This window comes from Aliiglaciecola aliphaticivorans, assembly GCF_054782055.1.
In genome coordinates this window covers 29034-44158 of record NZ_BAAGTF010000010.1, presented here as the reverse complement: position 1 = coordinate 44158, position 15125 = coordinate 29034, and the positions used below count along the sequence as shown (strand labels likewise).

Annotated in this window: 10 protein-coding genes; 8 read left to right on the top strand and 2 right to left on the bottom strand. The window is 41.3% G+C overall.

Annotated features, from left to right (window positions below):
• The first annotated feature begins 12 nt into the window (after positions 1–12).
• The 6 genes from ACYVIL_RS05565 (at position 13) to ACYVIL_RS05540 (ending at position 7010) form a co-directional block, all read left to right on the top strand.
• Positions 13–321, top strand: a complete 309-nt coding sequence (locus tag ACYVIL_RS05565) for a DUF1244 domain-containing protein (RefSeq protein ID WP_303471813.1) — start codon at positions 13–15, stop codon at positions 319–321.
• A gap of 120 nt (positions 322–441) precedes the next feature.
• Positions 442–1779: a M14 family zinc carboxypeptidase gene (locus ACYVIL_RS05560; protein WP_460311855.1), complete on the top strand. Its 1338-nt coding sequence runs from the start codon at positions 442–444 to the stop codon at positions 1777–1779.
• Between the two features lie 172 nt (positions 1780–1951).
• Positions 1952–4006, top strand: a complete 2055-nt coding sequence (locus ACYVIL_RS05555; RefSeq protein ID WP_460311854.1) for a S9 family peptidase — start codon at positions 1952–1954, stop codon at positions 4004–4006.
• Between the two features lie 4 nt (positions 4007–4010).
• Entirely contained in the window at positions 4011–5069 is a 1059-nt protein-coding gene (locus ACYVIL_RS05550) for a CNNM domain-containing protein (RefSeq protein ID WP_460311853.1), read from the top strand.
• 10 nt (positions 5070–5079) lie between these two features.
• Positions 5080–5772: a lipoprotein-releasing ABC transporter ATP-binding protein LolD gene (gene lolD / locus ACYVIL_RS05545; RefSeq protein WP_303471822.1), complete on the top strand. Its 693-nt coding sequence runs from the start codon at positions 5080–5082 to the stop codon at positions 5770–5772.
• Positions 5769–7010: a lipoprotein-releasing ABC transporter permease subunit gene (locus tag ACYVIL_RS05540; RefSeq protein ID WP_460311852.1), complete on the top strand. Its 1242-nt coding sequence runs from the start codon at positions 5769–5771 to the stop codon at positions 7008–7010. The genes lolD and ACYVIL_RS05540 overlap by 4 nt, the downstream gene beginning before the upstream one ends.
• A 36-nt stretch (positions 7011–7046) precedes the next feature.
• Here the strand turns inward: ACYVIL_RS05540 and ACYVIL_RS05535 are convergent, their stop codons facing one another.
• Positions 7047–8408, bottom strand: coding sequence for a dicarboxylate/amino acid:cation symporter (locus tag ACYVIL_RS05535; RefSeq protein ID WP_303471827.1), 1362 nt, complete (start codon positions 8406–8408; stop codon positions 7047–7049).
• A 123-nt stretch (positions 8409–8531) separates the two neighbouring features.
• Between ACYVIL_RS05535 and ACYVIL_RS05530 the strand changes: the two genes are divergently transcribed.
• Positions 8532–10715, top strand: a complete 2184-nt coding sequence (locus ACYVIL_RS05530; protein WP_460311851.1) for an Ig-like domain-containing protein — start codon at positions 8532–8534, stop codon at positions 10713–10715.
• 73 nt (positions 10716–10788) lie between these two features.
• Here ACYVIL_RS05530 and astB read toward each other — a convergent pair whose 3' ends face one another.
• Entirely contained in the window at positions 10789–12129 is a 1341-nt protein-coding gene (gene astB, locus ACYVIL_RS05525; protein ID WP_460311850.1) for an N-succinylarginine dihydrolase, read from the bottom strand.
• Positions 12130–12462: 333 nt separating this feature from the next.
• Between astB and topA the strand changes: the two genes are divergently transcribed.
• Complete coding sequence (gene topA, locus ACYVIL_RS05520; protein WP_460311849.1) at positions 12463–15099, top strand: type I DNA topoisomerase; 2637 nt, start codon at positions 12463–12465, stop codon at positions 15097–15099.
• Positions 15100–15125 lie beyond the last annotated feature (26 nt).

Sequence of the window (15125 nt, the reverse complement as noted above, 5' to 3'; positions counted from 1 at the left end):
TTGGAATTCATAATGGATAAACAAACAGAAATTGAAATACAAGCCGCGACTTTTAGACGTTTATTAAAACACCTAGATGACAATAAAGATGTGCAAAACATCGATTTAATGATTTTGGCAGACTTTTGTCGCAATTGTTTAGGCAAGTGGTACAAGGCAGCGGCGGAGGAAAAAGGAATTGATATCGACTACGAACAAGCACGAGAAAAGATATACGGTATTCCCTATGCTCAATGGAAAGAACAATACCAAGCCAAAGCTACGCCTGAACAATTAGCGGCATTTGATGCCAGACAAGCTCAAAAAGGAGGGTGCAGCTAAGGGCTAACTGAATTGTTAAAAGGAGAATTGCGATAATGATTATTAATGGCTAAAGTTATTAGAATTATTTAGTAAAACGTTAATCCAGTTCAGCATTAATTATGACAGTTCGGAGTAGGCATGTTCCTTGAGAACAACGTATTAGAACAGCTTTATAGCAACGCCAAAATTAATCACTTAGACCAATCTCATATTTATCCAGAGGATGTTACTAAACATCTTGATGAGCATATTATCTCTGCCCCAGGTTTTATACAAAAGCGGGTTATTGGTTATTCCTATTTAGCACTGCCCATTCATATGATTTCTGTTGGAAAGGGCAGTAGCACAATCTTATGTTGGTCGCAGATGCATGGTGACGAACCAACGGCAACGGCAGCAATATTAGATCTACTGCAATTTTTTCAGCAAAATAAAACCACGGCATGGTTAACAGACTTATTCGACAAGGTCACTTTACACCTAGTTCCTATGCTCAACCCGGACGGTGCTAAGCAACGTACCAGAGAGAATGCCCAAGGCATCGATATAAATCGAGATGCTGCTGCTTTACAAACCCCCGAAGGAAAATTACTTAAATCATTGTTCGACAATATTAAGCCAGATTTCGCTTTCAATCTGCACGACCAATCTCGTTTTTATCGAATCGAAGATACTTTAGATCCCGTTGAAATGGCGTTTTTAGCGCCACCTGGCGATCCCAACGAAAGTGTGCCTGAGCACAGATGTAATGCAATGAAGCTCATTGCCGCAGTGTTAACTGATATGTCTGAAGAATTATCTGGAAAAGTTGCAAAGTATCAAGATAACTTTTCTCAAAGAGCCTTTGGCGATCTCGCCTGTAGTCAGGGAATAGCATGTATTTTGATTGAATCGGGTAGTAAAGCCAATGATGCCAATAGACAAAACGCCAGAAGACTAAATTTTCTGTTTTTGATCAAAGGGTTAAAACATATATCTGCGGGCTCTTTTAGGCAGGTAAACGAGCTCGCTTATCAGGCTTTACCCTACAATATTGAAAATGGTTTATGTGATTTAGTCATAAGAGGACTGAACGTTGATAGCGTAAAAGGGCATTTCAATGTTGATATTGCCCTGAAAAATCAGATAAATAATCGGATGCTAATTAGTGAATTAGGGGACTTAAGACAATTAGGTGCTTATACAGTGCTCAATGCACATAATTTTAGTTATGCCCCTGGGAATACATTTGAAGTAAGCGAAGCTATCGATCTCAATGAAGAAAAGTACTTAACGCTTTTGCGTGGTGGTTTTTGTCGTTTTAGTGGTGACATTTCTCTGATCAATCAATTAACCGATTGGCCAATTATTAAAGTCCCTGGTGAGTCAGAGCCAGCAGGTTTCTGGCAAAAAGACATGCCACCAACTTGGTTGATGTTATTCAATGACCAGGTGAAAGCTGCTCTGTTAGAGGGAAGGTTAATCGTTTTAAATTAAGTCTCAGTTTAATATTCTTTTTAATAAATGGAAGAATCCCAATACAAATCCAGTAAGCACTCTTGAAATGATTCATAATCGATGAATTTCTCAATCCAATCGTCGGAATTGCAAGGCATTTTTCAAAAAATGCGATAAGCTATTTGTTCGCCCACTAAATTAGGGATAAAAAATGAAAAAAGTAATAGTTAGCGTTATGTTGATTGGAGGATTAATCTCTCCAACAATCAGTGCGAAAACTGAAATGGATGTGCTCAAATCTGAAAATATCTTTGATATTGAGTATGCGGCAGATTTAAAAATTAGCGCTGACGGCGAAACCATCTATTTTGTACGTCATTTTATGGATATTCAAAGTGACAGAAAGCTTGGCAATATTTGGTCTGTAGATAGCAAAACTGGCGAAATGCTTCCCGTCACGACAGGGGATCATTTGGATTATAACCCTGTATTGTCCGCCGATGGTAAAAAGCTGGCTTATATTTCAACGCAAAGTGGCAAGCCTCAAATTTATTTGACTTGGTTAACTACAGGCAAAACGGCAAAACTGACGAATTTAACCTCCTCTCCCAGTGGTTTGAGCTGGTCTCCAGACGGTAAATACATTGCATTTAGCATGTTTGTGCCAGGTACACCTAAGTCTCCCGTATCTCTTTCAGGTAAGCCTGCTGGCGCAAAATGGGCGGATCCTGCTATTTATATCGATGATGTTTATTATCGCTTTGATGGTGGAGGTTATCGCACCCCGGGTACTAGTGAGATCTTTATCTTATCCGCAGAAGGTGGAACACCAAGACAATTAACCCATGATGAATTTGACAATGGCGGTGAGCTTAGTTGGGGGCAGAATAGTCAACGCATTTATTTTTCTGCAAATCGTTCAGAAAATAGGGATTTCACTCCTCTCAATAGTGATATATATGCTATCTCCATAGATGATAATTCCATCACTCAATTGACGGACAGAGATGGCCCTGATGATAGCCCTAAGGTTTCCCCAAACGGTAAATACATTGCCTATATTGGTTTTGATGATGCCCGCAAGAATTACGATAATGCCAAAGTCTATGTGAAGCAACTTTCGGATGGGGAGACCATCATGGTGTCCGACGGCTTAGACCGCAGCATCGACCGACTTGAGTGGGATCATAAGAGTCGAAACCTGTATATTCAATATGATGACAAAGGTAAAACCATTTTGGCGTTACAATCAGCAAGAACAGCGGATAAACGCACTATATTGTCAGATAAATTGGGTGGCCAATCCTATGGTCGACCTTATACTAGCGGTGAATTTTCGGTCAGTGAAAATGGCAAAGTTGCGATTACCTATTCAAATCCATTACGGCCTGCCGATGTCGGTATCATTGATAACAAAAAAAGCAAACAATTAACCCATTTAAATGATGATGCTTTAGGCCATAAAAAGCTGGCTAAGATTGAAGAGTTTTGGTTTACATCCAGTGCCGATGGCAAAGATATTCAAGGTTGGATAGCTTATCCACCAGGATTCGATGCAAATAAAAAGTACCCAATGATATTGGAAATACATGGCGGTCCAGTCACTGCTTATGGACCTCATTTCTCCATGGAAATTCAATTGTTTGCTGCTGCTGGAAACGTGGTTTTATATCTCAATCCTCGTGGAAGTTCTAGTTACGGAGCAGATTTTGCTCATACAATTGATAAAAACTATCCCAGCCAGGATTTTGATGACTTAATGAGCGGTGTCGATAAACTCATTGAGAAAGGGTTTATAGATACTGAACAACTATTTATTACTGGTGGGTCAGGCGGTGGTACTCTGACGGCTTGGTCCATTGGTCACACTCAGCGATTTACCGCGGCAGTAGTGGCAAAACCGGTTATTAATTGGTTTAGCTTTGTGTTAACTGCTGATTTTTATCCATTCTTTTACCAATATTGGTTTAATGGAAAACCTTGGGATAATTTAGATGAGTATATGCGGTATTCCCCCATTAGTTATGTAGGTAATGTCACCACACCTACAATGTTGTTAACTGGCGAGTCTGATCATCGAACGCCAATATCCGAATCGGAGCAATTTTATCAGGCTCTAAAAATCCAAGGTGTTGATAGTGCAATGGTACGAATTCCGAATGCGTCACATGGGATCTATCGTAAGCCAAGTAATTTGATGGCTAAAGTGGAATACATTTTATGGTGGTTTGAGCAACATAAACCAAAGAAAGAGGGAGATAGCTAACTGTATGTTGCTATTAATTATCTATGTAGTTGTTGCACTGGGTTTTTCTTTTTTATGTTCAGTGGCTGAAGCGGTTATTTTGAGTATCTCTTCGGCTTATATATCAGTTTCCATGAACAATGGCGAAAAATCTGGAGAGATTTTGCATGACCTAACAACGGACATTAACAAACCCTTGGCCGCCATCTTAACCCTAAATACGATTGCGCATACTATGGGGGCAGCAGGAGCTGGCGCACAGGCGGCTGTGGTTTTCGGCGACGCTTACCTAGGTGCAGCTTCAGCAGTATTGACGTTGTTGATCTTGGTGTTTTCTGAAATTATACCGAAAACCCTAGGCGCAACTTACTGGCGGCAACTAGCGCCAATTACGGCTTATTTCTTAAAGTACTTAGTTTGGGTTTTGTATCCGTTTGTACAAATGGCCAATGCGTTAACCAGTAAATTCACTGAAGAAAGCCCACTAAAAGGCCTGAGCCGTGGTGAACTTCAAGCCATGACGGAATTGTCGAAACATGAAGGCTTACTTGATCATCAAGAAGCCAATATTTTACAAAGCCTGTTGAGTTTAGATGATCTTAAAGTACGTGATGCCATGACCCACCGAACCGTGGTGTTTAAAGTGTCTGAAAACATAAGCGTTGAAACTTTCTACCATAAACACGCAACCGTGGCTTTTTCGAGGATCCCCGTTTATGAAGATGAAGAGCCGGAAAAAATCAGTGGTTTTGTTTTAAAATCTGATTTGATTTTAGCTCAGGCCAGGGGCAACGGTAACAAGTTACTGGCTGAATATCGCAAGGACATGGTAGCTTTATTGAGCAGCACCAGTCTGGCTGAAACTTTCCCGCACTTTTTACAATCGCGTTCTCACATGCTGCTGGTCGTGGATGAATACGGTGGTATGGATGGCATTCTGACATTGGAAGACTTGCTAGAAAGCCTGTTAGGGTTTGAAATTGTCGATGAAAAAGATAAACACGTGAGTATGAAAAAAGTGGCAAGACTGATGTGGAAACGACGTGAGCGAGAATTGTTTAAACAACAGCAATATGAAAAATAAAGAAGAGATTATGTCACAGTTGTTAATCTGTAAAAATGTAAGTAAAACTTATCAAGAAAATGACGCAGCCTTAGTGCAAGTACTAAATAAAGTAAATTTTGAGATCAATAAAGCAGAGCAAGTTGCCATATTAGGGAGTTCTGGCTCGGGAAAAAGTACGTTATTGCATATTTTAGGCGCATTAGATACACCCACCTCAGGACAAGTATTGTTCAACGGACAAGACATTTTCCAGTTTACTGAAAAGCAACAAGCTGACTTTCGAAATAAGTGTTTAGGGTTTGTTTATCAATTTCATCATTTATTGCCTGAGTTTACAGCCCTAGAAAATGTTGCGATGCCACTGCTTATTGGCAAGTGCAAAACTGAATTGGCTAAACACAAAGCAGAAGAAATTCTAAAACGAGTAGGTTTAGGTCATCGATTAGATCATAAGCCATCTCAGATGTCTGGTGGAGAGCGTCAACGTTCAGCCATCGCTCGGGCACTAGTCACTCAACCTGACCTAGTTTTAGCGGACGAACCCACTGGCAATTTAGACCACACGACCGGGCAGAGTATTTATCATTTATTGAACGAGTTGAGAGAGCAAATCTCAACCAGTTTTATCGTGGTTACCCATGATATTGAGTTGGCTGCAAAATTAGATAGAACCTTACACATTACAGATGGAAAACTCGTTGAGCAGGGCGCAACGGTATGAATTTAGTTGCACAACTGGCTTGGCGTTTCCGTTCAGGTAAGCGTCAAAATGGTTTTATATCCTTCATTTCAGCGTCATCAACCTTGGGTATTGCATTAGGATGCATGGTGCTAATATTGCTGCTATCTGTTATGAATGGTTTCGAACGTGAGCTCAAAAATCAACTGTTGAGTTTTATTCCTCACGCTGAAATATACGCTTATGAGGGCAGCGGATTAGAGGATTGGCAACAACAACTCGACCGCTTGTCTTCTGATCCAAGAATTAGTGCCATTGAACCCTATATTAAAGCCGCTGGATTACTGCAAAAAGGCAGTAAAATGAAAGCCGTGCCTGAGCTGGTTGGAATTAACCTAAATTATTCAAAAAATAACCGATTAGTGCAACAAGTGGGGGAAAGTCATTGGCAGAATTTTAAGGCAGACCCAAATTCGGTTTTACTAGGTCGGGCGATTATGCAGCAATTAGCGGTAAAGGTCGGAGATAAAGTGCAGCTTGTTTTACCGCAAATATCTGATGATCTTTCTTTCTCAGCGCCCAAATCTGTATGGTTAAACGTTGCTGGTGAAATTGCCATAGGCGGAGAGCTCGATGGTCAGATTGGATTTATGCATATTCAGCTTGCGGCGGATACCTTAGGCACGAAAACCGGCGCCCAGGGGTTGCGCTTTCGCTTTGACGATCCTTTTATAGCGAATAGTGCTATTCGTGAATTTGGCTTTTCATTTTCACAACATGTTTTTATGTCAGACTGGATACGAACGCAAGGACATCTATACCAAGATATTCAGTTAGTAAGAGCGGTAGTGTATGTGGCCCTTACGTTAGTCATTGGTGTAGCTTGTTTTAATATTATCTCAACCTTAGTGATGGCGGTGAGTGAAAAACGGGCTGAAATCGCCATGCTCAAAACTATGGGAGCACGAGATAGGTTAATTATCCAAGTGTTTATTCTGCAAGGTGCGGTGAACGGTGTTATCGGTACCTTCGTTGGCGTCATATGTGGGGTGTTGTTGGCGGAGTATCTTACCCAGATTGCCAGCCTAATTGAAACCATCAGCGGTGCGAAGTTTTTATCGGGAGATGTCTACTTTATTGATTTTTTGCCGTCACAATTACGTTGGAGCGAAGTATTATTTACGGCCTTAATCGCAGTAACGTTAAGTTTGTTAGCTACAATTTATCCTGCCATTAAAGCAACCCAAATAAATCCAGCCGAAGCCCTAGGTCAGCATTAGCAACTAATTTTTAGCTGCTAATGCCTGTTATTACAATTAATCCTTAGTTTCAGTGGCCGTGGATTTAAAATCATCTAAGTCAACTTTTTCAAAGTCTTCGCCAGCTTCCATATCATAGTATACTGACTCATCTAGCTCATTTTCGCTTTTTGCCACAACACAAGAAACCATACAGTCACCGGTAATATTCACCGCTGTTCGGGTCATATCCAATAACCTGTCTACACCTAATATTAAGGCAACACCTTCAACAGGTAGCCCAACTTGTACTAGTACCATAGATAACATGAGTGTACCGACGCCGGGTACTCCCGCAGTGCCTACCGACGCCAATGTTGCGGTTACTACCACCATCAACATGTCTGATGTGGAGAGGTCGATACCATAAACTTGAGCGATAAACACGGTAGCCACCCCTTGCATTATCGCTGTGCCATCCATGTTAATTGTAGACCCTAAAGGAACCACAAAAGAGGCTACGGATTTGCCAATACCTAACTTTTTGGTGGCGGTTTCCATGGTAACAGGCAAGGTTGCACTACTACTGGCGGTACTAAAGGCAAATAACACAGCTTCGCGCATTTTTAAGAACAAATACTTTGGATTTAATCCAGTCAATAGTTTCAGAATAATGGAATAGTTAACAAAGGCATGAATTAACAGTACGGCAAATACCAAGACAAAATATAAAGCCAATGATGCGATTCGCCCCTCGTCTATAGTGGTGAATAATTTTGCTAAAAGGGCAAACACACCGTAAGGAGCCATATTCATTAAGATAGTGACTAACTTCATGATGACCGTATTTAAATCTTCGAAGAAAGCCGCTACTCGTCTACCTGCATCACCTACCATTGCAATGGCTAATCCGAATAAAACGGCGAAGGTGATAACCTGCAACATTTTACCTTCGGTAAAGGCTTGAAATGGGTTAGAAGGAAAGATGTCGATAATCACCGCGGCAAGGGTAGGTGGCTCTTTAGCCGCAAAGACCGCATCGGAAGGAATGGGGATCCCCGAACCAGGTTGTACGATAATGGCTGCAATCATTGCAACGGTTATTGCGATAGCCGTGGTGCCAATGTAGAGCAAAACAGACTTTCCGCCTAAACGTCCCAATTTGCTAGGCTCAGATAAATTTGCCACACCACAAACCAAAGATACAAATACCAGGGGCACAATTAGCATTTTTAAACTGTTGATAAAGATCTGACCAATAACGTTAAATATACCATTGACTAAAACATCATACGTAGAAACCGTTGTCCCGAATACACTAAATGCTAAATCTCCGCTATCATCAAATGACCATTTTAAAATAACACCGGTAATTATCCCGGCAATCATGCCGATAAAGATTTTAGCGGTGAGACCAAGTTTTTTTGGAGATTGCTGCATTGTTTGTCCTAAATTTATTATTGATTTTTGGATAGCGTAGCAAGTTTAGGTCTCTAGCAAAACAATAAAAATGATTTAGAACGGGTACTTGAATTGAAAAACATTATTTGTGGGAAAAAATGCATGGCTTCACGTTTGAAGATGTTATTCGCAGTTATACTAATTTTTACACTATCCGCGTGTGGCGGAGGAGGCTCAGTTGAGCGTGATTCTACAGCAACAGATAGCGATGGCAGTGATACTTCGGTAACCTATGAGGTTAATTTGAGTATCGCCGATCAAAACGGCGCAGCAGTGAATGAGCTGACCTCAACGTCTCCATTGGTAGTGACTGCCACCGTTACTAGCTCCGACGGTGACGTGGAAGACCAGCTAGTCACCTTCACCTTTAGTCAAGATGGCTTGGCTAGCTTTGATAATGATACTGGCACAGCCCTAACCAACGCACAGGGCGTTGCTACTATTGGATTAATAGTAGGAGCAAGTTCCGGAGATGGCCTGGTCACAGGTGCGCTTTCAGATGGTACAGAAGGCCAGATAGGTTTCAGTTCTTCAGGTACTTCTCAATCTGGTGTAACACCAGCTTCGTTGGAGCTCTATGCCAGCTCAATTCAGCTTGCCTCTAGCGGTTCTGATGAAATAGAACTTATTGCGGTAGTGAAAAATGCACAAAATATCTTACTTTCTGGTGTTGATGTATCCTTTGCTGCAAATAACGGGGCGGAATTGCAAATAGTACAAGGGACCTCTGCGGATGATGGTACTGCCAGAGCCACCTTAACCAGTCGCAATAATCCTGAAAATAGAACGATTACAGCGACAGTTTCTTCGGGTACCCTAAGTGAAACCATTGATGTTGAAATTGTAGGCACAGAAGTCAACGTTGATGGCCCTATTTCCGTGGTGTTAGGGGATACTGTAGATCTCACCATTAAAGTCGTTGATTCTGATGGTACTGGCTTAGCCAATCAAAGTGTGCAACTAAGCACAACACAAGGAAGTATCGTTTCTTCAGCAGTAACAGATAGTGAAGGGCAGGTAGCCATCCAATATGTTGCTACTACTTCTGGTGAGAATGTCATTACCGCCAGTGCACTTAATGCCGAAGGAAGTTTAACCTTTACCGTACAAGAAGACAGTTTTAGCTTCAGTTCAGTACCAACGGAGGATGTGCCTCTTAATACCAGCACAACATTGGAAGTCACTTGGTTAAAAGACAATATCGCTTATGCTGGCGGTGAAGTGACCTTAAGTGCCTCTCGGGGAGACTTTGTATCTTCAACAGTGGTAACAGATGCTAATGGTGTTGCTGCGTTTTCCATTCAATCTAATAACGCCGGCTTGGCTTCGGTTACTGCCAATGGCGTAGATGCTAACAATCAAACTGTTAGTGCCAGAACCCAGTTTGAATTTATTGCTACGGTTCCAGATACTATTATTGTTGACGCATCTCCGGATCTAATTGGTCCTGATGGCCAAACATCAACGATTACGGCTATCGTAAGAGACGTGACAGGAAATCTAGTTAAAGGAAAAGTGATTAATTTTAGAGTAGACGATGTCAGTGGTGGATATGTTTCGCCCAATTCAGCTACAACGGACAGTAATGGGATTGCCTCTACTGTGTATACCTCTAATGCGGTGAGCAGTGAAGATGCGGTTATAGTGCATGCTGAGGTGGCTGATAATAATTCTATTACTGACTTCACTACCCTTACTGTAGGTGATAGAGCTTTTGATATTTCATTAGGAACGGGGAATTTACTGTCGTCACCAGATGATTCTAGTTACTCAAAAGAATTTTCAGTGTTTGTCAGTGACTCTGTGGGTAGACCAGTTGCGAACGTTGCGTTAACTGCTTCTTCAACACCAATAAAATATGCAGATGGTGAAGCTTTTTATCAAGGTTTTTGGACTTACGATATTGTGTCTGGTTTTTGGTATACAACCACGACAAAAAATTGTCGTAACGAGGATATTAACGGAAATGGTTCTTTAGACATAAATGAAGACATTAACGAAGACGATAAATTAACTCCCGGTATTATTGGTACAATAAGTTTTGTAGATGGAATTAATGAAACTGATGAAAATGGTCAAGCTAAAATTGAGATACGCTATCCAAAAGCTTACGGTGCGTGGACCAACGTAAATATTGCAGTATTCGGTCAGTCTTCTGGTAGTGAATCGTTTGAAAGCCAAACATTTTTATTACCCGTTGCATCGGAAGATTTACAAATTGAAACGGCTGCACCACCAGCTAATCCTTTTGGTTTTAATGAGATTTGTAATGAGATTACGCCTTAGTAAAACATGAACTTAAATTAATTAAAAAGGCCCTTAGATTTTAGAGGGCCTTTTAAGTTCTAAAAGTTACTTTTTACTGACGTTGGAAAGGATAAATTGAACCTAGATTTAAAATCTGAGTTAATTCATCCAAGGCACTGCGGGTTTCATCTAGCAACTGCGCATCCCGTAAATCGTTAACACTTAATTGATCACGATAATGTTTGTTCACCCATTTATTCAGGCGTACAAATACCGCATCAGACATCAAGGTGTGCTGATTGACCGCTTCGAGTTCTGCACCTGTCATGGCGACTCTGAGTCTCAAACAGGCTGGTCCGCCGCCATTTCGCATACTTTGTTTTACGTCAAAGTAATGCACTTTCTTAATAGGGGTATTTAGGCTAGTCAATTCCTGTAAATAATTAGCGACGATAGGATTCTCTTCACATTCCGTAGGCGCAATGATTGCCATTTCACCGTTGGCCATGGTAATAATTTGGGTATTAAATAAATACGTTTTAATGGCATCTTGAACCGGAACAGTCTTTGTATCCACTTGGATAAAATGGAGTTTTTGCTCGCCAAATTTACGTTGAATTTCATCTAAGGCATTTTGCGTATCAAGAAAAGCTTGCTCATGATAAAAAAGCACATTCTGATTGCCCACTGAGATCACATCGTTGTGAAACACCCCCTGGTCTATTAGATCTGGGTTTTGCTGCACAAACACAGTCGTATCATCACTTAGTCCATGTAAACGAGCCACTGCCTGGCTGGCTTCTAAGGTTTGTCTAGCAGGAAATTTCTTCGGAGCAGGTTTACTGCTGTCAAAAGCATAACGACCGTAAACAAACATCTCGATGCCTGCATGACCATAGTCACTGCAAAGTCGGGTGTGGTTAGCCGCGCCTTCATCACCAAAATGCTCATTCTCTGGCAAGTGCTGGTGATGCTGGAAATACTTGTCATTATCAAAAGTGGCTTGCAAAATTCGGCCAGTCACCTCTGGCTCTAATGAACGATGAAATTTATTGGTTAAATTTGCAGGTGTAAAATGCACTTTGCCATTGCTCGTATCGGCACTAGGAGAGACGCTAGCAGCATTTGCCGTCCACATGCTACTAGCAGAGCAACAGGCGCTGAAAACTTCAGGAGCTCGCTTTGAGGCCTGTTCAAGCACGTTTGAATCACTGCCAGTAAAGCCAAGTCGTCTGAGAGTGTCAATATCCGGTCTCGCTTGCGGGGCTAATACACCTTGTATCATTCCCATATCATGTAACGCCTTCATTTTTTGTAGGCCTTGTAGCGCAGCTTGTTTAGGACTACTAAACGCGTTTGCATTGTTCAAAGAAGCCACATTTCCAATTGAGAGCCCTGCATAGTTATGGGTTGGACCGACTAGACCATCAAAATTAACTTCAACTTGTTTCACTCACTCACCTCATTGCAATTAAAATGCACAAAAACTTGCCCATTAGGTTTAGTCTCAACTAATTTTTTGATAAAAAACTAGGTGAATTGGGCTTACTCTGTTTATTATTCGTGGCGATTATACGTCTTTTAATGTGCTTGCCAATGTGCCTGTACATATTTTGAACATATTTAGAGCGGCTTTACAGATAAAAAGTAGATAAGTATTAAGAAGAACTTGTTTTCTATTCACTTTGCCGATATATGTTAAAAAAGCAATATGCGACAGGAAGTTTACGTAAACTCCTTATAAATGGCATAAAACCCATATGAATCAAAGGTTAATGAATAATTTATGGCAAAATCATTGGTTATTGTCGAGTCGCCAGCTAAGGCGAAAACAATAAATAAATATCTCGGCAAAAATTTTATTGTTAAATCTAGTGTTGGACACGTTAGAGATTTACCAACAAAAGCATTAGGTCAAGCTCCGGCTAAAAAACCAGCTAAAGAGCTTAAAGAATGGAGCGAGAATAAACGCGAAAAGTACCTAAGAGAATTTGAATATCAAAAGTTAGTCGATCGCATGGGTATAGATCCCAAACACGATTGGAAAGCTCATTACGATATCCTGGCTGGTAAAGAAAAAGTAGTAAATGAATTAAAGAAACTGGCAAAAGACGCCGACACTATTTACCTCGCAACGGATTTGGATAGAGAAGGGGAGGCCATCGCGTGGCACCTGCAGGAATTGCTAGGTAGTAAAGGTAAGACCTACCAAAGAGTTGTGTTTAACGAAATTACTAAAAATGCAATTCAAGAAGCGTTTGCTCATCCAGGCCAATTGAATATCGCCCGGGTGAATGCCCAGCAAGCCCGTCGATTCCTTGATCGGGTTGTGGGTTTTATGGTTTCTCCGTTACTTTGGAAAAAGGTAGCCAGAGGATTATCTGCAGGACGAGTGCAGTCTGTTGCTGTGCGTCTTGTGGTTGAGCGAGAGCGCGAAATTAAAGCGTTTGTGCCTGAAGAATTTTGGGATATTCACGCAGATTTAAATGCTAAGCAAACTCCATTGCGTATGCTTGTCTCTAAACATTTAGGCAAAGGATTTAAACCGGTTAATAAATCCCAGGCTGATACTGCGTTAGAGGCTTTAAACAAAGCTGATTATGAAGTTATCAGTCGCGAATCTAAACCGACACAAAGTAAACCTTCAGCGCCGTTTATCACCTCTACGTTGCAACAAGCTGCGAGTACCAGATTAGGCTTTGGGGTGAAGAAAACCATGATGATGGCCCAGCGTCTTTATGAAGCAGGTCATATCACCTATATGCGTACTGATTCAACTAACTTAAGTAAAGACGCCGTTGATAGTTGTCGTGGCTACATCGAAGACAATTTTGGCAATAATTACCTTCCAAATGGTCCTATATCCTATGGCAGTAAAGAAGGCGCACAAGAAGCTCACGAAGCAATACGTCCTTCAAATGTCATTGTGAAATCGGAATCATTAACGGAAGTTGAACGGGATGCCCAGCGTCTGTATGAGTTAATTTGGCGACAATTTGTAGCCTGTCAAATGGTGCCAGCCAAATACGATGCAAGCACCATTAAAGTTAAAGCCGGTGATTACGAACTAGTCGCTAAAGGTCGCGTATTAAAGTTTGATGGTTGGACCCGGGTGCAAACTCAAGTGAAAGGAAAGGGTGATGGAGACATTAATTTACCTGATGTAAAAGAAGGTGAAAAACTTGATCTCAAAGCATTGGATCCTAAGCAACACTTTACTAAACCCATTGCCCGCTTTAATGAAGCATCATTGGTGAAAGAGCTGGAAAAACGTGGTATTGGCCGTCCATCAACTTATGCCAGTATCATCTCGACTATCCAAGATCGCGGTTATGTGAAATTGGATAATAAACGCTTTTATGCAGAGAAAATGGGAGAGATAGTTAACGATCGCCTAGTTGATAATTTCTCTGATTTAATTAATTTTGATTTTACTGCAAACATGGAGCAGCAACTTGATGACGTTGCAAATGGTATCCGTGATTGGAAAGACGTTTTAAATGAATTTTATGAAGACTTTTATCAGCGCTTATTAAAAGCTGAATTACCTCCTGAAGAAGGGGGCATGCGCCTTAATCAAGCCATCGAGACCGATGTGGAATGTCACTTATGTGGCCGACCTATGAACGTAAGAACGGCATCGACAGGCGTGTTCTTAGGCTGCTCGGGCTATAATTTACCACCTAAAGAGCGTTGTACCGGAACTAAAAACCTGACGCCAGGTGATGAAGTTGTAAAAGTTGATGATGAAGAAGAACTGGAAACAGAAGTATTAAGGGCTAAGCGCCGCTGCGATATTTGCGGTACTGCTATGGATAGTTATTTGGTAGATGAAACCCGCAAGTTACATGTGTGTGGTAATGCGCCAACTTGTCCAGGTACCTATGTGGAAAAAGGGACCTTTAAAATTAAGGGATATGATGGACCTATTATCGAATGTGATAAATGTGGTTCGGATATGGAACTTAAAAATGGTCGTTTTGGTAAGTACTTTGGATGTACCAACGTCGAGTGTAAAAATACTCGTAAATTATTGCGCAACGGAGAAGCCGCGCCGCCTAAAGAAGATCCAGTTGATTTACCAGAATTGGAATGTGAAAAATCCGATGCGCACTTTGTGCTTCGTGATGGGGCTGCGGGTATCTTTATGGCCGCCCATAATTTTCCTAAATCCCGTGAAACGCGGGCACCTATGGTTCACGAGTTGGCAAGGTTTAGGAATCGCATTTCACCTAAGTTTTATTACTTGGCCGATGCCCCTGCAAAGGATCCTGATGGCAACCCGACTATGGTGAGATTTAGTCGTAAAACAAAACAACAATATGTCACCTCTGAGAATGCCGAAGGCAAAGCAACAGGCTGGTCAGCTTGGTATCAAGATGGTAAATGGGTTGTTGAAGACAAACGTAAGAAAGCCAAGTAGTCGGCTTTACAATTCAGTTGTAACGG